The sequence below is a fragment of the Rhizobium sp. WSM1274 genome (assembly GCF_025200775.1).
Lineage (GTDB): Bacteria > Pseudomonadota > Alphaproteobacteria > Rhizobiales > Rhizobiaceae > Rhizobium > Rhizobium leguminosarum_I.
Genome location: NZ_CP104138.1, coordinates 1,624,632 through 1,644,366, shown reverse-complemented (window position 1 = coordinate 1,644,366; position 19,735 = coordinate 1,624,632). Strand labels below are relative to the sequence as shown.

Genomic DNA, 19,735 nt, shown 5'->3' with positions numbered 1-19,735 from the left:
AACGCTGCTTTTTGGAATTGTCCTAATCCAATCGACGGGGGCTGTCACTACCGGGAAGCCCAAATCCGGTACGCCGGCGAGAAGCGCCAGAAGACCCATCGATCACATACGCTTCGACACGGCGTTTTGTTACAGCCTATTCCATCACGACCGAACACAAAAAATTGGCTTCCCGTCAGCCATATTCAAGGCTTAGACACTACAGCGTCGCGCGTCGTTTCAGATGCGCGCAGGACGCAGTAGCACTTTGAATTGCTGCATAATTCCTAAATCGATTCTGATTAGGAATTATGCAGCAATATAGACCTGCCGGTGGTTCGTTTAAGGGCTATATTTCAGGATATCCGCCGAGGAGGTTTCGACATGCCAAGCTATCGCCCACCGAAGATCGCGTCGTCGGAGATCACGCCGCACCAGATCTATGTGCGCCGTCGTGAATTCCTGGGCGCGGCAGCGCTTGGCGCCATGGCGCTCTACGGCGCTGGCAAGGCAAGCGCTGCGGCCCTCTCCGCCGTTGAGAGCAAGTACAAGGTCGACGAGAAGGCGACGCCGATCAAGGACGTCACAACCTACAATAATTTCTACGAGTTCGGCCTCGATAAGGGCGATCCCGCAGCTCTTTCGGGCGATTTCAAGCCGCTGCCCTGGACGATCAAGGTCGACGGCATGGTCAACAAGCCAGGCACCTTCGACCTCGAGGCGCTGATGAAGGAATTCCCGATCGAGGACCGTACCTACCGGATGCGCTGCGTCGAGGCCTGGTCGATGGTTATCCCCTGGGACGGCTTTCCGCTGGCGTCGCTGCTCGACAAGGTCGAGCCGCTCGGCAGCGCCAAATACGTCGCCTTCGAAACCGTGGTGCGGCCGGAGGAGATGCCTGGGCAGAAGGGTTTCTTCCAGTCGCTTGACTGGCCTTATGTCGAAGGTCTGCGCCTAGATGAGGCGCGCCATCCGCTGACGCTGCTGGCCGTCGGGCTCTATGGCGAAACGCTGCCGAACCAGAACGGTGCGCCGATCCGGCTCGTCGTGCCGTGGAAATACGGCTTCAAGGGCATCAAGTCGATCGTCAGGATCACACTCACCGACCAGCAGCCGAAGAATACCTGGCAGGTCACCAACGCACAGGAGTATGGCTTCTACGCCAACGTCAACCCTGAGGTCGACCATCCGCGCTGGAGCCAGGCTAGCGAACGGCGCATCGGCGAGAGCGGCTTCTTCGGCGCGAGCCGCCATCCCACACTGCCCTTCAACGGCTATGCCGACGAAGTGGCAAGCCTTTATGCCGGCATGGACCTGAAGGCGAATTTCTGATGGCGGAACTGTCGCTCGCCATCCCGAAGCGCTGGCAACCCGCCTCCGTCTGGCTGCTTTATGTCGTTGGGCTCTTGCCTGCGGCCTGGACGTTCTATCTCGGCGCAACCGATCAGCTCGGCGCCGATCCGGTCAAGACCTTCGAGCGTTTCCTTGGGCTCTGGACGATCCGTTTCCTGATCGCAACACTTGCCGTATCCCCTGCCCGTGAGCTCTTCGGCTGGAACTATCTGCGCTACCGCCGCGCGCTCGGCCTGCTGACCTTCTATTACGCGCTGATGCATTTCACCGTCTACATGGTCCTCGACCAGGCGATGGATATTTCCGCCGTCATCAACGACGTGCTGAAGCGCCCCTTCATCATGTTCGGTATGGCCGGGCTTGCGATGCTCATCCCGCTGGCGGTGACATCTAACAATCTCTCGATCCGCCGCCTCGGCAAGAACTGGATCTGGCTGCACCGCCTCGTCTACATCATCGCCGCCTTCGGGGCGCTGCACTTCGCTCTCTCGACCAAGATCCTCAACCTCGAGCAATATATCTATGTCGGGCTGATCATCGCACTGATCCTCTACCGCTGCTACCGGCCGATCGCACGCAACAGGCAGAAGGGCAAAGGGCGGACGCGCAATCGCGCAGTGGCGTCGGTTTCGTGAGACGGCAGGTTTAGCGCATAACCGCGAAAATCGGAATCGATTTTCGGAAAGGATTATGCGCAGATTCATAGTGATAGAGCGTCCTTAGCGCGTCTGAAAAGACGCGCGGCGCTCTAGAGCGGGATTGTTTTAGTCGGAATCGGAATAGGGATTCCCTTTGAGGTGCAAATCAGATTCACCATTCTGGCCGGTGCAGGAGGCCGGCCTGGATGGCGAGACCTTTTTCGGATGATCTTCGTGAGCGCGTTGTTGGCGCAGTAACGCGCGAGGGCCTGTCGTGCCGAGCGGCGGCCAAGCGCTTTGGCATTGGCATCAGCACTGCGATCGACTGGGTCCGGCGCTTGCGCGAGACGGGCAGCGCGGCTCCCGGCCAGATGGGCGGGCACAAGCCACGGGCGATCTCAGATGAGCATCGGGTCTGGTTGATCGATCGCTGCCGCGCGCAGGCGTTCACCTTGCGCGGGTTGGTGGCGGAACTCGGAGAGCGCGGCCTGAAAGTGGATTATAGCGCCGTCCGGACCTTCGTGCATGAGGAAGGGCTGAGTTATAAAAAAAGACGTTGGTCGCCAGCGAGCGCGAGCGGCCCGATGTTGCCGCCCGGCGGGCGCGCTGGCTGAAGCATCGCCATCGCATCGATCCATCTCGCCTCGTCTTTATCGACGAAACCTGGACGAAGACGAATATGACGCCGCTCAGGGGCTGGGCGCCGCGCGGCGAACGGCTGTTGGGCCATGCGCCCTTCGGCCACTGGAATACCATGACTTTTGTCGCTGCCTTGCGAGCCGACCGCGTCAGCGCACCGTGGATCATCGACGGCCCGATCAATGGCGAACGTTTCCTGATCTATGTCGAGAAGGTGCTGGTACCGGAGCTCAAACCCGGCGACATCGTCGTCATGGACAATCTCGGCTCGCACAAGGCCGGCGCTATCCGTGCCGCCATCCGCAAGGCCGGCGCCCGATTGTTCTTCCTGCCGCAGTATTCCCCCGATCTCAATCCGATCGAAAAACTCTTCGCCAAGATCAAGCACGAGCTGCGCAAGGCGCAGGCCCGAACCCGACAGGCCATCGACGACGCGCTAGCAGCCACCCTTCAAACCGTCTCGCCGAAAGAGTGCCAAAACTACTTCAAGGAAGCCGGATATGAACGGACGTAAAACAATCCCGCTCTAACGAGGACGCAACGCGGTCCGGCGTGCCGGATCGAAGGCGCAGGCCGCAGCTATGCCGACTGCATAAGCCAGCATGTTCCAAAGCGAAAACACGCTCCCAAGCAGCAGGGCGCCTGCATCGAGCCAGGGCGTGTGATAGAGCCGGAACAATTCCACTGAGATCGCTATGAACAGCGCTGTGATCGCAATTGCTGTCGGCCGTGACCTTGCGACATAGAGCGCCACGAGCAGATAGACCATCGCTCCCCAGAGTGCCGATCCACCATATTTGACGACGGTGAAGGGCAGATCGGCTGCATAGCCAAACCGGCGGAGCACCAGCCCGAGAACGATGACAAGAAACAGGGCGGCAAGACGAAGGAACTGCGGTGAGCGAGCCTGAATGATTTTGCGCAATGGAGCCGGTCCCGTCACCATATCGGAAACAAAAACAGCCGGGCTTTGCAGCCCGGCTGTTTTGTTTCCGCCGAAGCGGAAGACTTAAGCGGCGACGGCCTGCTCTTCGGCAGCGACGCGGGCCTTGTCGGCTGCGCCCTTGGCATAGGCATCGCGGTCAACGAATTCGATCACAGCCATGGCGGCATTGTCGCCCTGGCGGAAGCCGGCCTTCATGATGCGCAGATAGCCGCCGTTGCGGGTGGCGTAGCGCGTTGCGATCGTGTCGAACAGCTTCGAAACGACGGCAGCATCGCGGATCTGCGAGATCGCCTGACGGCGAGCATGCAGGTCGCCGCGCTTGCCGAGCGTGACGAGCTTCTCGACGATCGGACGGATTTCCTTGGCCTTCGGCAGGGTCGTGACGATCTGCTCGTGGGTAATCAGCGAAGCCGCCATGTTGGCGAACATCGCCTTGCGGTGGCTTGCAGTTCTATTCAGCTTGCGGCCGGCTTTACCATGGCGCATTGCTATTCTCCTTTAATGCAGGTGCCCTTACGCTAAGTGGGCCTGCCGTTTCCTGGCACATGCAGGCGATCGGCCTGCTGTTTGACGGGGAAAGGCAGCCGAAAGAGCCTGCCTTTTGTTATATTCTTGCGATCGGCGTGCGGGCGGAAAACCGCTTTACACTTTTCCTCACGCCGCTCAGTATTGATCTTCGTAACGCTTGGCGAGATCTTCGATGTTCTCGGGCGGCCATGCCGGCACTTCCATGCCGAGGTGCAGGCCCATGGAAGCGAGAACTTCCTTGATTTCGTTCAGCGACTTGCGACCAAAATTCGGCGTGCGGAGCATTTCTGCTTCGGTCTTCTGAATGAGGTCGCCGATGTAGACGATGTTGTCGTTCTTCAGGCAGTTTGCCGAACGGACCGACAGTTCGAGTTCGTCCACCTTCTTCAGGAGAGCCGGGTTGAAAGCGAGTTCGGTGACTGCTTCCTCTTCGGTTTCCTTCTGCGGCTCGTCGAAGTTGACGAAGACGCCAAGCTGATCCTGGAGGATGCGCGCCGCAAAAGCGACGGCGTCTTCGCCGGTGATCGAGCCATCGGTTTCGATGGTCATGTTCAGCTTGTCGTAGTCGAGAACTTGTCCTTCGCGGGTATTTTCAACCTTGTAGGACACCTTCTTGACCGGCGAATAGAGGCTGTCGACCGGGATGAGACCGATCGGAGCATCTTCCGCACGATTGCGTTCGGCCGGAACGTAGCCCTTGCCGTTGTTGACGGTGAATTCCATGCGGATCTCGGCGCCCTCGTCGAGCGTGCAGATGACATGCTCGGGGTTGAGGATTTCGATATCGCCAACCGTCTGAATGTCGCCAGCCGTGACAACGCCCGGGCCCTGCTTCCGCACGACCATGCGCTTTGCGTCGTCGCCATCCATCTTGATGGCGATTTCCTTGATGTTGAGCACGATGTCCGTCACGTCTTCGCGGACGCCCGGAATCGAGGAGAATTCATGCAGCACGCCATCGATCTGCACCGCCGTGACGGCAGCACCGCGCAGCGAGGAGAGCAGAACGCGGCGAAGCGCGTTGCCGAGGGTGAGGCCGAAGCCGCGCTCCAGCGGTTCGGCAACAAGCGTCGCCCTGGTGCGCGAGCTCGAGGAGAACTCCACCTTGTTCGGCTTGATCAGTTCCTGCCAGTTCTTCTGAATCATGAGTTTGCCTTCCGTTCGTTGCCACCATCCAATCGTGGCAACCGAGCTTGAAAACCACCGGGAACGCGCAAGCGCTCACCGGTGACGAGAGCGATGATCAGACGCGGCGCTTCTTGCGCGGACGGCAGCCATTGTGCGGGATCGGGGTCACGTCGCGGATGGACGTGATCATGAAACCTGCAGCCTGGAGCGCGCGCAGAGCCGATTCACGACCCGAACCCGGACCGCAGACTTCGACTTCCAGCGACTTCATACCGTGCTCCTGGGCCTTCTTGGCGCAGTCTTCGGCAGCGATCTGGGCAGCGAACGGGGTCGACTTGCGCGAGCCCTTAAAGCCCTTGGCGCCAGCCGACGACCAGGCGATCGCATTGCCCTGCGCATCGGTGATAGTGATCATCGTGTTGTTGAAGGTCGAGTTGACGTGAGCGACACCCGACGAGATATTCTTGCGCTCGCGACGGCGAACGCGGACGGCTTCCTTAGCCATGGTATTCCTTTCGTTGATCTCTTCACCGCCGTAATGCCAGCGGCTACACCGGAACGGCGCCTATATGGTCCCGCACCAAACTCAAAAGAGGCCGGCGCATACCACCAGCCTCCTTACCCCGGTTTCCCGGAAATTACTTCTTCTTGCCAGCGATTGCCTTTGCCGGGCCCTTGCGGGTGCGGGCATTGGTGTGCGTGCGCTGACCGCGGACCGGAAGGCCGCGGCGATGACGCAGGCCGCGGTAGCAGCCGAGGTCCATCAGGCGCTTGATGTTCATCGCGGTATCGCGACGAAGATCGCCTTCGACCTGATAGTCGCGGTCGATGGCTTCGCGGATCTGAAGGACTTCTGCGTCCGTCAGCTGATGCACACGACGTTCGGCCGGGATACCGACCTTTTCGACGATTTCCTGTGCGAATTTCGGACCGATCCCGTGAATGTAGGTCAGCGCGATAACAACGCGCTTCGCAGTCGGGATGTTGACGCCAGCGATACGTGCCACGCCTGTTCTCCTTGCATTCCAGTTGCCATCCGGCAAGTGGGCTTCGTTATGCGGCTCTTGAGAACCGCCCGTTCAGATTTACGTCCGTAACATGTCAAAACGACCGCACCCGGACTTCCTTGGGAAATCCGCGCCGATCGCATGGAATGTCGCGAGTTGGCGCGGTGTTTAGCGGAATCACTGCTGAAAAGCAACCGTTCCGCCAAGTTTATTTTCAAAGCCTTAAAGCTTGGAAAGAATGCTTTCGACCTCGGCCGTCACCTGATCGATCTCGGCCATGCCGTCCACGGACTTCAGTTTGCCCTTGGCATGGTAATAGCCGATCAGCGGCGAGGTTTCCTTGTAGTAGACCTGCAGCCGGGCCGTCATGGTCTCCGGAGTGTCATCAGGACGGCGCTTGAAGTGCGTCGAACCGCACTTGTCGCACACGCCCTCAGCAGCCGGAACCTTATCGGTATCGTGATAGACGCTGCCACACTGTGCACAGGAGTAGCGACCGGCAACACGTCGAATCAACTCATCATCATCGACACGGAATTCAATGACGACGGAGAGGCCGAGACCCTTTGCCTTCAGCATCGCCTCGGTAGCATCAGCCTGGACGAGCGTCCTGGGGAAGCCGTCGAGAATGAAGCCGTTCACGCAATCGGGTTGATCGATACGCTCGGAAACGATGGCAATGACGATCTCATCCGAGACGAGCTTGCCGGCGTCCATGACCGCCTTCGCGCGCTTGCCGACATCCGTGCCGGCGTTGACCGCTGCACGCAGCATGTCCCCCGTGGAAAGCTGCGGAATGCCGTGCTTTTCCACGATCCGCTGGGCCTGGGTTCCCTTACCCGCGCCCGGCGGCCCCAAAAGGATAAGTCTCATCGCCCCCTCTTTCCTCCACGCAACTTCGATTTCTTGATCAGGCCTTCGTATTGCTGCGCGATCAGGTGACCCTGGATCTGTGCAACCGTATCAAGAGTTACGCTAACCACGATCAAAAGCGAAGTCCCACCAAGGGATAATGGGATGCCGGTTTGCGACACCAAGATCTCCGGAAGGATGCAGACGAAGACGAGATAGATTGCGCCGATCACCGTGATCCGGGTCAGCACGTAGTCGATATATTCGGCGGTGCGCTCGCCCGGACGGATGCCGGGAATGAAGCCGCCATGCTTCTTCAGATTGTCGGCCGTGTCCTTCGGATTGAAGACAATGGCCGTATAGAAGAAGGCGAAGAAGGCGATCAGCGCGCCGTACAGCACCATGTAGAGCGGCTGACCGTGGCCAAGGGCCGCGACGATCGAAGTCACCCAGGAGGGCATTGCCGAAGTGTTGGCGAAACCCGCGACCGTTGCCGGCAGCAGCAGCAGCGACGATGCGAAGATCGCCGGAATGACACCTGATGTGTTGAGCTTGAGCGGCAGGTGCGAAGTATCGCCCTGGAACATCCGATTACCAACCTGACGCTTCGGATACTGAATCAGCAGCCGGCGCTGGGCGCGCTCGACGAAGACGATGATGCCGATGACGGCGATCGCGACGATGATGACCAGCAGGATGAGGAAGGTCGACAGCGCACCGGTGCGGCCGAGTTCGAGCGTGCCGGCAAGAGCTGTGGGAAGGCCGGCGGCGATGCCGGCGAAAATGATCAGCGAGATGCCGTTGCCGATGCCACGCGAGGTGATCTGCTCGCCGAGCCACATCAGGAACATCGTACCGCCGAGCAGCGTCAGAACGGTGGAAACACGGAAGAACCAGCCCGGCTCGACGACGAGGCCCTGGCCACTCTCAAGGCCGGCGGCAATGCCATAGGCCTGGAGCGCGCCAAGGATGACGGTACCATAGCGGGTATACTGGTTGATGATCTTACGGCCCTGCTCGCCTTCCTTCTTGAGGTTTTCGAGCGCCGGCACGACCGAGGTCATGAGCTGCACGATGATCGAAGCGGAGATATAGGGCATTATGCCGAGCGCGAAGATCGCCATGCGCTGAACAGCGCCGCCCGAGAACATGTTGAAAAGGCCGAGAATGCCACCTGCCTGGCCGCGGAAAGCCTGGGCATAGGCTTCGGGATTGAGACCCGGAAGCGGAATATGCGTGCCAAGTCGGTAGACGAGGAGAGCGGCCAGTGTGAACCACAAGCGCTTCTTCAAATCCTCGGCTTTGGCGAAGGTCGAAAAATTGAGGTTGGATGCCAATTGTTCCGCTGCAGAAGCCATGCGTTTCTCCGCGCTACCAATTCCGGCGTCTCTGGGGGACAGACCGGACCCGGAATCAGTATGAAATTATTCAAAACCGGGCTCAGGACGGATTGCGGCGCAACCCCATGCCTCACCCTTGTTTTCGAGTCTTACCGGCATGACGCGGGCGCGCCAGCCAAGTTTTTGTGAGGCCCACATATGGGAGCAAAATCGCCCGGTGTGAAGCACCCCGGGCGATATATCATCAGTTTATTATTCGGCTGCAGCCGGAGCCGAAAGCAGCGTCACGGTGCCGCCGGCCTTTTCGATCTTCTCGAGGGCAGGCTTGGAAGCGCCTGCAACGACGATGGTGATCTTGGCCTTGATCTCGCCGTCGGCGAGAACGCGAACGCCATCCTTGACGCGACGGATGACACCAGCAGCCTTGAGCGCAGCTGCGTCAACGGTCGTCTTGGCATCGAGCTTGCCGGCGTCGATCGCCGTCTGAATACGGGCCAGCGACACGACAACAAAATCGGAAGCGAAAATGTTGTTGAAACCGCGCTTCGGCAGGCGACGATAGATCGGCATCTGGCCGCCTTCGAAGCCATTGATGGCGACGCCCGAACGGGACTTCTGACCCTTCACGCCGCGACCACCAGTCTTGCCCGAGCCCGAGCCGATACCGCGGCCGAGGCGCTTGCGGCTGTGTGTCGAGCCTTCATTGTCCTTGATTTCATTGAGTTTCATGAGCGTTTCCTCCGTCTCACTTCTCGTCGACGACGCGAACGAGATGCTGGACAGCACGGATCATGCCACGAACGGAAGGGGTATCCTCCAGCGTGCGGCGACGGTGCATCTTGTTCAGTCCGAGACCGATCAGCGTGCGCTGCTGGACATCCGGACGGCGGATCGGGCTGCCGATCTGTTCGATCGTGACAGTCTTCGCTTCAGCCTTCTTGGTAGCCTTGGCCATCTGTCAAACTCCTCTTATTCTTCAGAGGCGTTGCCGGAGGCGCCACGACGAGCCTGCAGCGTTGCATACTTGATGCCGCGCTGAGCTGCGATGTCCTTCGGGTGAACCTGGTGCTTCAGAGCGTCGAAGGTGGCGCGAACCATGTTATAGGGGTTCGACGAACCGGTCGACTTGGCGACGACGTCATGCATGCCGAGCGTCTCGAATACGGCGCGCATCGGACCACCGGCGATGATGCCGGTACCAACCTTGGCCGAGCGCAGCAGAACCTTGCCGGCGCCATGGCGGCCATGGACGTCGTGATGCAGCGTACGACCGTCACGCAGCGGTACGAAGATCAGTTCGCGCTTGGCGGCTTCGGTTGCCTTGCGGATGGCTTCCGGCACTTCACGTGCCTTGCCATGGCCGAAGCCGACGCGGCCCTTCTGGTCGCCAACGACGACGAGTGCTGCGAAACCAAAACGACGGCCGCCCTTGACGACCTTGGCGACGCGGTTGATCGCGACAAGCTTGTCGACGAATTCGCTATCGCGCTCTTCGCGGCTCTGGCGGTCGTCCCGCTGCGGCCTTCTTTCCTGTGCCATTGTCCTCTTCCTTTTTCTTTTCCGGGTGCAATCGGCAAACAAATGTGGACCGCATCAGCCTCCCCTTTCGGAGAGCGCCTGCGGTCCGGCGAAAATCCGGCCGGCGCCTGAGGCTTCCGGCCGGAAACTGATCAGAAGGTGAGACCGCCTTCGCGGGCCGCTTCGGCGAGAGCCTTGATGCGGCCGTGATAGATGAAGGCGCCACGGTCGAACACGACTTCCGTAACACCGGCCTTGGAGGCGCGCTCTGCGAGGAGCTTGCCCACAACAGTAGCGGCGGCGGTATCGGCACCGGTCTTCAGAGAACCGCGCAGATCCTTCTCGAGGGTGGAGGCAGACGCAAGCGTCTTGCCGGCCACGTCATCGATGACCTGGGCGTAGATGTTCTTCGAGGAGCGATGAACCGACAGGCGCGGACGGCCGTTGGCCACCGACTTGAGATGACGGCGCACGCGGTTGGCACGACGTGCAAGTGCTTCTTTCCTGCTAGCCATTTCGCGTGATCCTTACTTCTTCTTGCCTTCTTTGCGGACGATCCGCTCGTCAGCGTATTTGACGCCCTTGCCCTTGTAGGGCTCAGGACCGCGATATTCGCGGATTTCGGCGGCAACCTGACCGACCTGCTGCTTATTGATGCCGCTGACGACGATTTCCGTCGGCTTCGGAACAACGATCGAGATACCGACCGGCGGCTCGTAGATCACGTCATGGCTGAAACCGAGGGCCAGCTGCAGGTTCTTGCCCTGCATGGCGGCGCGGTAACCAACGCCGTTGATTTCAAGCTTGCGCTCGAAACCGTCCTTGACGCCCTTGAAGATGCCTTCGATCATCGTGCGGGACATGCCCCACTTTGCGCGCGCATCCTTGGTCTGGTTCACCGGCGTCACGACGACGGCGTTATTTTCAAGCTTGAGGCTGATTTCGTCGTTAGCAACGAAAAACAGCTCGCCCTTCGGGCCCTTTGCAGTCACCTTCTGGCCATCGACCGTAGCCGTGATCCCAGCAGGCACCTGAACGGGCTTTTTACCGATACGAGACATGTTTCAATCCTGTCTGTTCGCTATGGAGATCCCTGCTCGATCTTAGAAGACCGAGCAAAGAACCTCGCCACCAACGTTCTGTTCGCGAGCCTGGTGATCGGCCATCACACCCTTCGGAGTCGAAAGGATAGTGATGCCGAGACCGTTCGCGACCTGCGGAATGGACTTGACCGAGACATAAACCCGGCGGCCCGGCTTGGACACACGGCCGATCTCACGGATCACCGATGCGCCTTCATAATATTTCAGCTCGATGCTGAGTTCCGACTTGCCATTGCCGAAATCGACAACGGAGTAGCCACGGATGTAGCCTTCGGACTGCAGAACATCGAGAACACGTGCACGGAGCTTCGAAGCAGGCGTCGAGACCGACGACTTGCGGCGGGAAGCGCCGTTACGGATGCGAGTGAGCATATCGCCCAACGGATCAGTCATTGTCATGTAACCTGCTCCTTACCAGCTCGACTTGACGATACCCGGCACCTTGCCGAGATTGCCGAGTTCACGCAGCGCAATACGCGACATGCGCAGTTTGCGGTAATATGCGCGCGGACGCCCCGAAACTTCGCAACGGTTGCGAATACGGGTCTTCGATCCATCACGCGGCAGGGATGCCAGCTTGATCGAGGCCTTGAACCGCTCTTCGATCGGAAGAGCCTGGTTCATGATGATCGCCTTCAACCCAGCCCGCTTAGCGGCCTGGTTAGCGACCGTAGTACGGCGGCGCTTGTTCTTTTCAACTGCGCTTGTCTTCGCCATGTCAGGTTCCTTTTCTACGCTCGTCGTTACGGTTATTGACGGAACGGGAAGCTGAACTCTTTCAGAAGAGCCCGTGCTTCGTCGTCGGTCGTCGCCGTCGTGCAAACGATGATGTCCATGCCCCACATCTGATCAACCTTGTCGTAGTTGATCTCAGGGAACACAATGTGCTCCTTGATGCCCATGGCGAAGTTGCCACGGCCGTCAAAGCTTTTCGGGTTCAGGCCGCGGAAGTCGCGAACGCGCGGGAGCGCGATGTTCACGAGACGGTCCATGAACTCGTACATGCGGGCGCCGCGCAGGGTAACCTTCGCGCCGATCGGCATCTGTTCGCGGACCTTGAAGCCTGCGATAGAGTTGCGTGCGCGGGTGATGACCGGCTTCTGGCCGGCGATCGCTGCGAGGTCGGCAGCAGCTACCGTCGGCTTCTTCGAGTCAGCGGTCGCTTCGCCGACACCCATGTTGATCACGATCTTGTCGAGCTTCGGAATCATCATCTCGTTGGTGTAGGAGAACTGCTCCTGCAACGCCTTGCGGATGCGCTCGACATATTCCTTCTTGAGCCGCGGCTCATATTTTGCCTCAGCCATCGATCACTTCTCCAGAACGCTTGGCCACACGGACCTTCTTGCCGTCAACAACCTTGAAACCGACGCGGGTCGGCTTGCCGTCCTTGTCGATGATTGCAACGTTGGACAGGTGAACCGGGGCTTCCTTGTTGATGATGCCGGCTTCCTGGGTCTGCGTCTGGCGCTGGTGGCGCTTGACGACGTTGACGCCACGAACAACGGCACGATCTTCCTTCGGCATGACCTGAACAACTTCGCCGGTACGGCCCTTGTCCTTGCCAGCGAGCATGACGACCTTGTCGCCCTTACGAATCTTCTGCATCGCTTCGCTCCTTACAGTACTTCGGGAGCCAGCGAGATGATCTTCATGTGGTTCTTGGCGCGAAGTTCGCGCGGAACCGGTCCGAAGATACGGGTGCCGATCGGCTCTTTCTTGTTGTCGATGAGGACTGCTGCATTGGTGTCGAAGCGGATGACGGAGCCATCTGCACGACGGATGTCCTTGGCGGTGCGAACAACAACCGCCTTCATCACGTCACCCTTCTTCACACGGCCGCGCGGGATCGCTTCCTTGATCGAAACGACGATGACGTCGCCGATCGAGGCATACTTGCGCTTCGAGCCGCCCAGCACCTTGATGCACATGACACGACGCGCGCCGGAATTATCCGCGACGTCGAGGTTTGTTTGCATCTGAATCATATCAGGTCGCCTTCTTGGTTTACCGGAATGGTTGGGCTAGCCCCCTACTCCGGCTTATGAAAATTTTCGCCGGCCGAGCTGCCGTGAGGCAGCACAGACGCGGCAATAGCTGAATAGCGCGGGGTCGATCGTGCCAGGGTGGTTTCCCGAACGGGACCTTCCGTGCGCTCAAAGCAAAAGAACGCCCGGCATTCGAGCGTTCTGACGCTGCTTCATACAGATATTTCGGCGAGACGCAAGGCCTCGCGCAAAATTCTGTTACTTGCCCTGGGCGGAAATCACCGTCCAGCGCTTGTCCTTGGAGATCGGCGCGCATTCCTCGATGGATACGGTATCGCCGATCTTGTATTGGTTATTCTCGTCGTGGGCCTTGTACTTCTTGGATCGACGAACGGTCTTCTGGAGCAGCGGGTGAGCGAAACGACGCTCGACGCGAACCACTACCGTCTTCTCGTTCTTGTCGCCAACGACGACGCCCTGCAGGATGCGCTTCGGCATATTTTTCTTCCTTTAGGCCTTAACTTCTGCCGCCTTCTGGCGGGCAATGGTTTTCACGCGGGCGATGTCCTTGCGGACTTCGTTGATGCGCGAGGACTTTTCGAGCTGGCCGGTCGCCTTCTGAAAGCGCAGGTTGAACTGCTCCTTCTTCAGCTTGGCAAGCTCGTCCTTGAGTTGGTCGGCGGTGAACGCGCGAACATCTGAGGCTTTCATGAGCTCAATTCCTTACTCTGCAATGCGCTGAACGAAGCGCGTCTTGACCGAGAGCTTGGCAGAGCCGAGGCGAAGCGCCTCACGGGCGATTTCTTCGCTGACACCGTCGATCTCGAACATCATACGGCCGGGCTTGACCTTGCATGCCCAGTATTCAACGGAGCCCTTACCCTTACCCATACGGACTTCGGTCGGCTTTTTGGTTACCGGAACGTCCGGGAACACGCGGATCCATACACGGCCGGCGCGCTTCATATAACGCGTAATCGCGCGGCGGGCCGCTTCGATCTCGCGCGCATTGACGCGGTTGGGTTCCTGTGCCTTCAGGCCGAATTCGCCGAATGCCAGGTCAGAACCGCCCTTGGCGACGCCCTTGATGCGGCCCTTGAACTGCTTGCGGTACTTGGTACGCTTTGGCTGCAACATTTTCTTATTCTCCGAACTTCTCTGCCACGCGCGCTATCAAGCGTTGTCGCGGCGACGGTCTCTGTCGCGGTCACGATCACGGCTTGCAGGACCCTGGGCGTCACCTTCCATCGCGCGGCGCTCGGAAGCCATCGGATCATGCTCAAGGATTTCGCCCTTGAAGATCCAGACCTTGATGCCGCAGATGCCGAATGCGGTTTCTGCTTCAGCCGTGCCGTAGTCGATGTCGGCGCGCAGCGTGTGCAACGGCACACGACCTTCGCGGTACCATTCCGTACGGGCGATTTCAGCGCCGCCGAGACGGCCGGCGCAGGTGATCTTGATGCCTTCGGCGCCAAGACGCATCGCCGACTGGACGGCGCGCTTCATGGCGCGGCGGAAAGCCACGCGACGCTCGAGCTGCTGGGCGATCGACTGAGCGACCAGCGTCGCATCGACTTCGGGCTTGCGCACTTCGACGATATTGAGGTGCGTTTCCGAATTCGTCATCTCCGACAGCTTCTTGCGGAGCTTGTCGATGTCTGCGCCCTTGCGGCCGATGATCAGGCCCGGACGTGCCGAGTGGATCGTGACGCGGCACTTCTTGTGCGGACGCTCGATGACCACCTTGGAGATCCCGGCCTGCTTCAGTTCGCTCATGACGAACTTGCGCATCTTCAGGTCTTCGTGCAGCAGCTGGCCGTACTCGGCATTGTCCGCAAACCAGCGGCTATCCCAGGTACGGTTGATTCCGAGACGGAAACCGATTGGATTGATTTTCTGACCCATTATGCGGCCTCCTCTGCTGCCTGCACTTCACGAACGACGATCGTCAGGTGCGCGAAGGGCTTTTCGATGCGCGACGCGCGACCGCGGCCACGAGCGTGGAAACGCTTCATGACGATCGACTTGCCGACATAGGCCTCGGCGACAACCAGCGAGTCGACGTCGAGATCGTGGTTGTTCTCGGCGTTGGCGATCGCAGATTCAAGCGTCTTCTTGACGGCGCCCGCGATGCGCTTGCGGGAGAACTCCAGCTCAGCGAGTGCGCGCTCAACCTTCTTGCCGCGGATAGCCGCAGCAACCAGGTTGAGCTTCTGGGGGCTGACTCGGAGCGTGCGGGCGACTGCTTGCGCCTCGTTGTCCTTCAGCCGGCGTTCGGCTTTTGCCTTGCCCATTGTTACTTCCTCTTCGCCTTCTTGTCCGCGCCGTGACCGTAGTAGGTGCGGGTCGGAGAGAATTCACCGAATTTGTGACCGACCATGTCTTCATTGACGCTGACCGGGATATGCTTGCTGCCGTTGTAGACGCCGAAGGTGAGACCGACGAACTGCGGCAGGATCGTGGAGCGACGGCTCCAGATCTTGATCACTTCACTGCGACCGCCTTCACGAACCTTCTCAGCCTTCTTGAGAAGATAGCCGTCAACGAACGGACCTTTCCATACTGAACGAGCCATTGGAGACTTCCTCTCTTACTTCTTACGCTGATGACGCGAGCGCATGATCATCTTGTCGGTCGACTTGTTCGACCGGGTGCGCTTGCCCTTGGTCGGCTTGCCCCACGGTGTCACCGGATGGCGACCACCGGAGGTGCGGCCTTCGCCACCGCCGTGCGGATGGTCGACCGGGTTCATGACGACACCGCGGTTATGCGGACGCTTGCCGCGCCAAACGGTACGACCGGCCTTGCCGTCGTTGATGTTGGCGTGATCAGGGTTGGAGACGGCGCCGATCGAAGCAAGGCAGGAGCCATGAACGAGACGCTGTTCACCGGAGTTCAGGCGAAGGATCGCCATGCCCTGGTCGCGGCCGACGAGCTGTGCGTAGCCACCGGCGGAGCGAGCGATCTGACCACCCTTGCCCGGCTTCATTTCCACGTTGTGGATGATGGAGCCGACCGGGATGAACTGCAGCGGCATGGTGTTGCCGGGCTTGACGTCGACAGCCTTCTCGGAAGCGATAACCTTGTCACCGGCAGCGAGACGCTGGGGAGCGAGGATATAAGCCTTCTCGCCGTCAGCATAGTTCACCAGCGCGATGAAAGCCGTGCGGTTCGGATCGTATTCGATACGCTCGACCGTGCCTTCGACGTCGAACTTGCGACGCTTGAAGTCAATCAGACGGTAGGTGCGCTTGTGACCACCGCCGATGAAGCGGGCGGTGATGCGGCCGAGGTTGTTACGACCGCCGCTCTTGGTCAGACCTTCCGTCAGCGCCTTGACCGGCTTGCCCTTGTAGAGGGCCGAGCGGTCGACGATGACCAGCTGGCGCTGGCTCGGGGTGATCGGATTGAAAGTTTTCAATGCCATTTTCTTATACCTCAGAGACCGGTGGAGACGTCGATCGTCTGGCCTTCAGCCAGCGTCACAACAGCCTTCTTCACGTCCTTCTGCTTGCCGACGAAACCGCGGAACCGCTTGGTCTTGCCCTTGCGCAGCAGAGTGTTGACAGCCGTGACCTTGACGCCGAACAGCGCCTCGACCGCAGCCTTGATTTCCGGCTTCGTCGCCTGCTTGGCGACATTGAAAACAACCTGGTTGTTTTCGGATACCAGCGTGGACTTTTCGGTGATCGCCGGAGAGACGATCACATCGTAGTGGCGAAGATCGGTCACTTGAATCGCTCCTCTAGCGCTTCAACCGCGGCCTTGGAAAGCACGAGCTTGCCGCGGCGCACGATGTCGTAAACGTTGATGCCCTGGATCGGCAGAACATCGATGTTTGGGATGTTCTGAGCTGCGAGCTTGAAGTTGCCGTCAAGCTCTGCGCCGCCGATGAAGAGGGCGTTGGTCAGGCCGAGCGTCTCGAAAACGGACGCGAGAGCCTTGGTCTTGGCTTCGGTGGCAATCAGGTTGTCGATGACGATGACCTCATCGGCCTTGATCTTGGCCGAAAGGGCGTGGCGAAGGCCGAGTGCACGAACCTTCTTCGGAAGATCGTGCTCGTGGCTGCGGACGACCGGGCCATGAGCCTTGCCGCCGCCGCGGAACTGCGGAGCGCGAGCCGAATGGTGGCGGGCGCGGCCCGTACCCTTCTGCTTGTACATCTTGGCGCCGGTGCGCGAAACTTCCGCGCGGCCCTTAGCCTTGTGCGTGCCCTGCTGCTTCTTGGCAAGCTGCCAGCGGATGACGCGGGCGAGAATGTCTTCGCGGGGCTCGAGGCCGAAAATCGCGTCCGAAAGGGAAACCTTCCCGGCGTCTTTTCCCTCGAGGGTCTTGACGTTGAATTCCATTGATCTGGCTCCCTTACTTCGCGGCCGACTTGACGGCGTCGCGCACGATGATCCAAGCACCCTTGGAACCAGGAACAGCACCCTTGATCAGGATCAGACCACGATCTTCGTCGGTCGAAACCACTTCCAGGTTCTGCGTCGTGACGCGCGTCTGGCCCATGTGACCAGCCATCTTCTTGTTCTTGAAAACCTTGCCCGGATCCTGGCGCGAGCCGGTCGAACCGTGCGAACGGTGAGACACCGACACACCGTGCGTGGCACGCAGACCGCCGAAACCGTGGCGCTTCATGGCGCCGGCAAAACCCTTACCGATCGTCGTGCCCGTCACGTCGACGAGCTGACCGGCTGCAAAGTGACCCGCCTTGATCTCAGTGCCGACCTCGAGCAGCTGATCTTCCGACACGCGGAATTCCGTCAGCTTGGCCTTCGGCTCGACGTTGGCGATGGCAAAGTTGCCGCGCATCGCCTTCGACGTGTTCTTCACCTTCGCCTGGCCGGCACCGAGCTGAACTGCGGTATAGCCATTCTTTTCGACAGTGCGCGTGGCTACGACCTGGCAGCCTTCCATACGCAGTACCGTTACCGGGACATGCTCGCCGGCGTCGTTATAGACGCGGGTCATTCCCACCTTCTGTGCAATCACACCTGAACGCATCGGTTCAATCCTTCTCACTCAGCCCGAAGACCCGAGGTCTCAGAGCTTGATCTCAACATCGACACCGGCGGCGAGATCGAGCTTCATCAGCGCGTCTACCGTCTGCGGGGTCGGGTCAACGATATCGAGAAGGCGCTTATGCGTGCGCATCTCGAACTGTTCGCGGCTCTTCTTGTCGATGTGCGGGGACCGGTTGACCGTAAACTTCTCGATGCGGGTCGGAAGCGGAACGGGGCCCCGGACGCTTGCACCGGTGCGCTTAGCCGTCGATACGATCTCGCGCGTGGAGGCATCGAGAATCCGGTGATCGAACGCCTTCAGGCGGATGCGGATATTCTGGCCGTTCATTCGACTTTATCCTTGTGTCTGTTATCCGCGTGTCACCACTTAGGGACACGACTTACCTTCAGTTACGTTAGCGGGCCACCGGTTTCAAAGATCGAGAGGGACACCGAGATCGGCGTCCCTATCCTTTCCTTGGGCCAGGTGGCCCAGCCGCTAATTACTCGACGATCGAGGCGACGATACCGGCGCCGACGGTGCGGCCGCCTTCGCGGATGGCGAAGCGCAGCTTTTCTTCCATCGCGATCGGAACGATCAGCTCGACCGATACCGTGACGTTGTCGCCCGGCATCACCATCTCGGTGCCTTCCGGCAGCGTCACGATGCCGGTCACATCGGTCGTGCGGAAGTAGAACTGCGGACGGTAGTTGGTGAAGAACGGCGTGTGACGGCCACCCTCTTCCTTCGTCAGGATGTAGGCTTCAGCCATGAACTTCTTGTGCGGCTTGACCGAACCCGGCTTGCACAGAATCTGGCCACGCTCAACGCCGTCACGGGTGACGCCGCGGATCAGCGCACCGATGTTGTCGCCAGCCTGGCCCTGGTCGAGCAGCTTGCGGAACATTTCAACGCCGGTCACCGTCGTCTTCGTCGTCGGGCGGATGCCGACGATCTCGACTTCTTCGCCAACCTTGACGATGCCACGCTCGACGCGGCCGGTCACAACCGTGCCGCGGCCAGAGATCGAGAACACGTCTTCGATCGGCAGCAGGAACGGCAGGTTGATCGGACGCTCAGGCGTCGGGATATAGGCGTCAACCGCAGCCATCAGCTCGCGGATCGCGTCTTCGCCGATCTTCTTGTCCGAATCTTCGAGAGCAGCCAGCGCCGAACCCTTGACGATCGGGATTTCGTCGCCCGGGAAGTCGTAGGACGACAGCAATTCGCGCACTTCGAGCTCGACCAGTTCGAGGAGCTCGGCGTCGTCAACCTGGTCGACCTTGTTCAGGAACACCACGATTGCCGGAACGCCGACCTGGCGGGCCAGCAGAATGTGTTCGCGCGTCTGCGGCATCGGGCCGTCAGCGGCCGAGCACACCAGGATCGCGCCGTCCATCTGGGCAGCACCGGTGATCATGTTCTTGACGTAGTCGGCGTGGCCGGGGCAGTCGACGTGCGCATAGTGGCGCGCCGGCGTCTCATACTCGACGTGCGCCGTCGAGATCGTGATGCCGCGGGCCTTTTCTTCCGGAGCCGCGTCGATCTGGTCGTACGCCTTGTACTCACCGAAGTACTTCGTGATCGCTGCCGTCAGAGACGTCTTGCCGTGGTCAACGTGGCCAATCGTGCCAATGTTGACGTGCGGCTTGTTGCGCTCAAACTTACTCTTTCCCATTTTCGGGTCTCCGTTTTGCTAGTCCCCGAAGGGA

At 59.8% G+C, this 19,735-nt stretch carries 32 protein-coding genes; 3 read left to right on the top strand and 29 right to left on the bottom strand.

The genetic code is table 11. The annotated features are described in order from the left end of the window. The first annotated feature begins 363 nt into the window (after positions 1-363). The 3 genes from msrP (at position 364) to N2600_RS08335 (ending at position 3,123) form a co-directional block, all read left to right on the top strand. Positions 364-1,311 (top strand): protein-methionine-sulfoxide reductase catalytic subunit MsrP, encoded by a 948-nt coding sequence (gene msrP / locus N2600_RS08345; protein ID WP_260298578.1) that lies wholly within the window; start codon positions 364-366, stop codon positions 1,309-1,311. Next, positions 1,311-1,967, top strand: a complete 657-nt coding sequence (gene msrQ, locus N2600_RS08340; protein ID WP_260298577.1) for a protein-methionine-sulfoxide reductase heme-binding subunit MsrQ — start codon at positions 1,311-1,313, stop codon at positions 1,965-1,967. The genes msrP and msrQ overlap by 1 nt, the downstream gene beginning before the upstream one ends. Before the next feature lie 209 nt (positions 1,968-2,176). Then, positions 2,177-3,123, top strand: a protein-coding gene (locus N2600_RS08335; protein WP_260298576.1) for an IS630 family transposase whose coding sequence is annotated in 2 segments (ribosomal slippage) — positions 2,177-2,515 and positions 2,518-3,123 — 945 coding nt in all. Because the reading frame shifts where the segments join, the coding sequence is not laid out codon by codon here. A gap of 12 nt (positions 3,124-3,135) precedes the next feature. On the opposite strand, the gene N2600_RS08330 is transcribed toward N2600_RS08335, so the two are convergent. The 29 genes from N2600_RS08330 to tuf all read right to left on the bottom strand — a co-directional run bounded on the left by N2600_RS08330 (position 3,136) and on the right by tuf (position 19,701). After that, positions 3,136-3,534, bottom strand: coding sequence for a ribosomal maturation YjgA family protein (locus N2600_RS08330; RefSeq protein ID WP_260298575.1), 399 nt, complete (start codon positions 3,532-3,534; stop codon positions 3,136-3,138). A gap of 84 nt (positions 3,535-3,618) precedes the next feature. Then, entirely contained in the window at positions 3,619-4,041 is a 423-nt protein-coding gene (gene rplQ, locus N2600_RS08325) for a 50S ribosomal protein L17 (protein ID WP_003558556.1), read from the bottom strand. 177 nt (positions 4,042-4,218) lie between these two features. Then, entirely contained in the window at positions 4,219-5,229 is a 1,011-nt protein-coding gene (locus tag N2600_RS08320) for a DNA-directed RNA polymerase subunit alpha (protein WP_003547579.1), read from the bottom strand. A 97-nt stretch (positions 5,230-5,326) separates the two neighbouring features. Continuing rightward, positions 5,327-5,716: a 30S ribosomal protein S11 gene (gene rpsK / locus N2600_RS08315; RefSeq protein WP_003547577.1), complete on the bottom strand. Its 390-nt coding sequence runs from the start codon at positions 5,714-5,716 to the stop codon at positions 5,327-5,329. A gap of 133 nt (positions 5,717-5,849) precedes the next feature. Further along, positions 5,850-6,218 carry a 30S ribosomal protein S13 gene (gene rpsM / locus N2600_RS08310; RefSeq protein WP_003573772.1) on the bottom strand — a complete coding sequence of 123 codons (369 nt, stop codon included), beginning with the start codon at positions 6,216-6,218 and terminating at the stop codon, positions 5,850-5,852. Between the two features lie 222 nt (positions 6,219-6,440). After that, positions 6,441-7,091, bottom strand: a complete 651-nt coding sequence (locus N2600_RS08305; protein WP_131589481.1) for an adenylate kinase — start codon at positions 7,089-7,091, stop codon at positions 6,441-6,443. Then, positions 7,088-8,428: a preprotein translocase subunit SecY gene (secY, locus tag N2600_RS08300; protein ID WP_018067985.1), complete on the bottom strand. Its 1,341-nt coding sequence runs from the start codon at positions 8,426-8,428 to the stop codon at positions 7,088-7,090. The genes N2600_RS08305 and secY overlap by 4 nt, the downstream gene beginning before the upstream one ends. A 234-nt stretch (positions 8,429-8,662) precedes the next feature. Beyond that, the gene (gene rplO, locus N2600_RS08295; protein ID WP_260298574.1) at positions 8,663-9,139 is read right to left on the bottom strand and encodes a 50S ribosomal protein L15; all 477 of its coding nucleotides are present in this window, start codon (positions 9,137-9,139) and stop codon (positions 8,663-8,665) included. 16 nt (positions 9,140-9,155) lie between these two features. Beyond that, positions 9,156-9,365, bottom strand: coding sequence for a 50S ribosomal protein L30 (rpmD, locus tag N2600_RS08290; protein ID WP_003547566.1), 210 nt, complete (start codon positions 9,363-9,365; stop codon positions 9,156-9,158). Between the two features lie 14 nt (positions 9,366-9,379). Continuing rightward, positions 9,380-9,949, bottom strand: coding sequence for a 30S ribosomal protein S5 (rpsE, locus tag N2600_RS08285; protein WP_017963908.1), 570 nt, complete (start codon positions 9,947-9,949; stop codon positions 9,380-9,382). A 131-nt stretch (positions 9,950-10,080) separates the two neighbouring features. Continuing rightward, positions 10,081-10,443, bottom strand: a complete 363-nt coding sequence (rplR, locus tag N2600_RS08280) for a 50S ribosomal protein L18 (protein ID WP_003547564.1) — start codon at positions 10,441-10,443, stop codon at positions 10,081-10,083. Between the two features lie 12 nt (positions 10,444-10,455). Then, entirely contained in the window at positions 10,456-10,989 is a 534-nt protein-coding gene (rplF, locus tag N2600_RS08275; RefSeq protein WP_017963907.1) for a 50S ribosomal protein L6, read from the bottom strand. Between the two features lie 42 nt (positions 10,990-11,031). Then, complete coding sequence (gene rpsH, locus N2600_RS08270; protein WP_003547562.1) at positions 11,032-11,430, bottom strand: 30S ribosomal protein S8; 399 nt, start codon at positions 11,428-11,430, stop codon at positions 11,032-11,034. Positions 11,431-11,442: 12 nt separating this feature from the next. After that, positions 11,443-11,748 carry a 30S ribosomal protein S14 gene (gene rpsN, locus N2600_RS08265; protein ID WP_003547561.1) on the bottom strand — a complete coding sequence of 102 codons (306 nt, stop codon included), beginning with the start codon at positions 11,746-11,748 and terminating at the stop codon, positions 11,443-11,445. Positions 11,749-11,780: 32 nt separating this feature from the next. Further along, complete coding sequence (gene rplE / locus N2600_RS08260; protein WP_260298573.1) at positions 11,781-12,338, bottom strand: 50S ribosomal protein L5; 558 nt, start codon at positions 12,336-12,338, stop codon at positions 11,781-11,783. Next, entirely contained in the window at positions 12,331-12,639 is a 309-nt protein-coding gene (rplX, locus tag N2600_RS08255; RefSeq protein ID WP_003547559.1) for a 50S ribosomal protein L24, read from the bottom strand. Before rplX ends, rplE begins: the two co-directional genes overlap by 8 nt. 11 nt (positions 12,640-12,650) lie before the next feature. Continuing rightward, positions 12,651-13,019 (bottom strand): 50S ribosomal protein L14, encoded by a 369-nt coding sequence (rplN, locus tag N2600_RS08250; RefSeq protein ID WP_003547558.1) that lies wholly within the window; start codon positions 13,017-13,019, stop codon positions 12,651-12,653. 258 nt (positions 13,020-13,277) lie between these two features. Then, the gene (gene rpsQ / locus N2600_RS08245; RefSeq protein WP_003547557.1) at positions 13,278-13,517 is read right to left on the bottom strand and encodes a 30S ribosomal protein S17; all 240 of its coding nucleotides are present in this window, start codon (positions 13,515-13,517) and stop codon (positions 13,278-13,280) included. A 12-nt stretch (positions 13,518-13,529) separates the two neighbouring features. After that, positions 13,530-13,730 carry a 50S ribosomal protein L29 gene (rpmC, locus tag N2600_RS08240; protein ID WP_003558545.1) on the bottom strand — a complete coding sequence of 67 codons (201 nt, stop codon included), beginning with the start codon at positions 13,728-13,730 and terminating at the stop codon, positions 13,530-13,532. A 12-nt stretch (positions 13,731-13,742) separates the two neighbouring features. Next, positions 13,743-14,156 (bottom strand): 50S ribosomal protein L16, encoded by a 414-nt coding sequence (rplP, locus tag N2600_RS08235; RefSeq protein ID WP_003547555.1) that lies wholly within the window; start codon positions 14,154-14,156, stop codon positions 13,743-13,745. Positions 14,157-14,192: 36 nt separating this feature from the next. Further along, positions 14,193-14,924 (bottom strand): 30S ribosomal protein S3, encoded by a 732-nt coding sequence (gene rpsC, locus N2600_RS08230; RefSeq protein ID WP_003547554.1) that lies wholly within the window; start codon positions 14,922-14,924, stop codon positions 14,193-14,195. Then, positions 14,924-15,313, bottom strand: a complete 390-nt coding sequence (gene rplV, locus N2600_RS08225; protein WP_003547553.1) for a 50S ribosomal protein L22 — start codon at positions 15,311-15,313, stop codon at positions 14,924-14,926. Before rplV ends, rpsC begins: the two co-directional genes overlap by 1 nt. A gap of 2 nt (positions 15,314-15,315) precedes the next feature. Beyond that, the gene (rpsS, locus tag N2600_RS08220; protein ID WP_003547552.1) at positions 15,316-15,594 is read right to left on the bottom strand and encodes a 30S ribosomal protein S19; all 279 of its coding nucleotides are present in this window, start codon (positions 15,592-15,594) and stop codon (positions 15,316-15,318) included. A 15-nt stretch (positions 15,595-15,609) separates the two neighbouring features. Further along, positions 15,610-16,446 carry a 50S ribosomal protein L2 gene (gene rplB / locus N2600_RS08215; protein WP_003547551.1) on the bottom strand — a complete coding sequence of 279 codons (837 nt, stop codon included), beginning with the start codon at positions 16,444-16,446 and terminating at the stop codon, positions 15,610-15,612. Positions 16,447-16,457: 11 nt separating this feature from the next. Next, positions 16,458-16,751 (bottom strand): 50S ribosomal protein L23, encoded by a 294-nt coding sequence (locus tag N2600_RS08210; RefSeq protein WP_003547550.1) that lies wholly within the window; start codon positions 16,749-16,751, stop codon positions 16,458-16,460. After that, the gene (gene rplD, locus N2600_RS08205) at positions 16,748-17,368 is read right to left on the bottom strand and encodes a 50S ribosomal protein L4 (RefSeq protein WP_260298572.1); all 621 of its coding nucleotides are present in this window, start codon (positions 17,366-17,368) and stop codon (positions 16,748-16,750) included. Before rplD ends, N2600_RS08210 begins: the two co-directional genes overlap by 4 nt. Before the next feature lie 13 nt (positions 17,369-17,381). Next, positions 17,382-18,023 (bottom strand): 50S ribosomal protein L3, encoded by a 642-nt coding sequence (gene rplC, locus N2600_RS08200; protein WP_003547548.1) that lies wholly within the window; start codon positions 18,021-18,023, stop codon positions 17,382-17,384. Between the two features lie 39 nt (positions 18,024-18,062). Beyond that, complete coding sequence (gene rpsJ / locus N2600_RS08195; RefSeq protein ID WP_003547547.1) at positions 18,063-18,371, bottom strand: 30S ribosomal protein S10; 309 nt, start codon at positions 18,369-18,371, stop codon at positions 18,063-18,065. 154 nt (positions 18,372-18,525) lie between these two features. After that, positions 18,526-19,701: an elongation factor Tu gene (gene tuf, locus N2600_RS08190; RefSeq protein ID WP_017963897.1), complete on the bottom strand. Its 1,176-nt coding sequence runs from the start codon at positions 19,699-19,701 to the stop codon at positions 18,526-18,528. Positions 19,702-19,735 lie beyond the last annotated feature (34 nt).

Bases quoted from the DNA above. Each gene is read 5' to 3' on its own strand.
- rplO (WP_260298574.1), bottom strand. From the start codon at position 9,139: ATGAAACTCAATGAAATCAAGGACAATGAAGGCTCGACACACAGCCGC.
- rplB (WP_003547551.1), bottom strand. From the start codon at position 16,446: ATGGCATTGAAAACTTTCAATCCGATCACCCCGAGCCAGCGCCAGCTG.
- N2600_RS08305 (WP_131589481.1), bottom strand. From the start codon at position 7,091: ATGAGACTTATCCTTTTGGGGCCGCCGGGCGCGGGTAAGGGAACCCAG.
- rpmD (WP_003547566.1), bottom strand. From the start codon at position 9,365: ATGGCCAAGGCTACCAAGAAGGCTGAAGCGAAGACTGTCACGATCGAA.
- N2600_RS08320 (WP_003547579.1), bottom strand. From the start codon at position 5,229: ATGATTCAGAAGAACTGGCAGGAACTGATCAAGCCGAACAAGGTGGAG.
- rplP (WP_003547555.1), bottom strand. From the start codon at position 14,156: ATGTTGCAGCCAAAGCGTACCAAGTACCGCAAGCAGTTCAAGGGCCGC.
- rplC (WP_003547548.1), bottom strand. From the start codon at position 18,023: ATGCGTTCAGGTGTGATTGCACAGAAGGTGGGAATGACCCGCGTCTAT.
- rpsH (WP_003547562.1), bottom strand. From the start codon at position 11,430: ATGACAATGACTGATCCGTTGGGCGATATGCTCACTCGCATCCGTAAC.
- rpsC (WP_003547554.1), bottom strand. From the start codon at position 14,924: ATGGGTCAGAAAATCAATCCAATCGGTTTCCGTCTCGGAATCAACCGT.
- rplR (WP_003547564.1), bottom strand. From the start codon at position 10,443: ATGGCTAGCAGGAAAGAAGCACTTGCACGTCGTGCCAACCGCGTGCGC.
- rplQ (WP_003558556.1), bottom strand. From the start codon at position 4,041: ATGCGCCATGGTAAAGCCGGCCGCAAGCTGAATAGAACTGCAAGCCAC.
- rpsN (WP_003547561.1), bottom strand. From the start codon at position 11,748: ATGGCGAAGACAAGCGCAGTTGAAAAGAACAAGCGCCGCCGTACTACG.
- rpsK (WP_003547577.1), bottom strand. From the start codon at position 5,716: ATGGCTAAGGAAGCCGTCCGCGTTCGCCGTCGCGAGCGCAAGAATATC.
- tuf (WP_017963897.1), bottom strand. From the start codon at position 19,701: ATGGGAAAGAGTAAGTTTGAGCGCAACAAGCCGCACGTCAACATTGGC.
- rplD (WP_260298572.1), bottom strand. From the start codon at position 17,368: ATGGAATTCAACGTCAAGACCCTCGAGGGAAAAGACGCCGGGAAGGTT.
- rplX (WP_003547559.1), bottom strand. From the start codon at position 12,639: ATGCAGAAGATTCGTAAGGGCGACAAGGTCGTCATGCTCGCTGGCAAG.
- rpsJ (WP_003547547.1), bottom strand. From the start codon at position 18,371: ATGAACGGCCAGAATATCCGCATCCGCCTGAAGGCGTTCGATCACCGG.
- msrP (WP_260298578.1), top strand. From the start codon at position 364: ATGCCAAGCTATCGCCCACCGAAGATCGCGTCGTCGGAGATCACGCCG.
- rplV (WP_003547553.1), bottom strand. From the start codon at position 15,313: ATGGGCAAGGCAAAAGCCGAACGCCGGCTGAAGGACAACGAGGCGCAA.
- rplN (WP_003547558.1), bottom strand. From the start codon at position 13,019: ATGATTCAGATGCAAACAAACCTCGACGTCGCGGATAATTCCGGCGCG.
- rpmC (WP_003558545.1), bottom strand. From the start codon at position 13,730: ATGAAAGCCTCAGATGTTCGCGCGTTCACCGCCGACCAACTCAAGGAC.
- rpsQ (WP_003547557.1), bottom strand. From the start codon at position 13,517: ATGCCGAAGCGCATCCTGCAGGGCGTCGTCGTTGGCGACAAGAACGAG.
- rpsS (WP_003547552.1), bottom strand. From the start codon at position 15,594: ATGGCTCGTTCAGTATGGAAAGGTCCGTTCGTTGACGGCTATCTTCTC.
- rpsE (WP_017963908.1), bottom strand. From the start codon at position 9,949: ATGGCACAGGAAAGAAGGCCGCAGCGGGACGACCGCCAGAGCCGCGAA.
- secY (WP_018067985.1), bottom strand. From the start codon at position 8,428: ATGGCTTCTGCAGCGGAACAATTGGCATCCAACCTCAATTTTTCGACC.
- msrQ (WP_260298577.1), top strand. From the start codon at position 1,311: ATGGCGGAACTGTCGCTCGCCATCCCGAAGCGCTGGCAACCCGCCTCC.
- rplF (WP_017963907.1), bottom strand. From the start codon at position 10,989: ATGTCTCGTATCGGTAAAAAGCCCGTTCAGGTGCCTGCTGGGATCACG.
- rplE (WP_260298573.1), bottom strand. From the start codon at position 12,338: ATGGCTGAGGCAAAATATGAGCCGCGGCTCAAGAAGGAATATGTCGAG.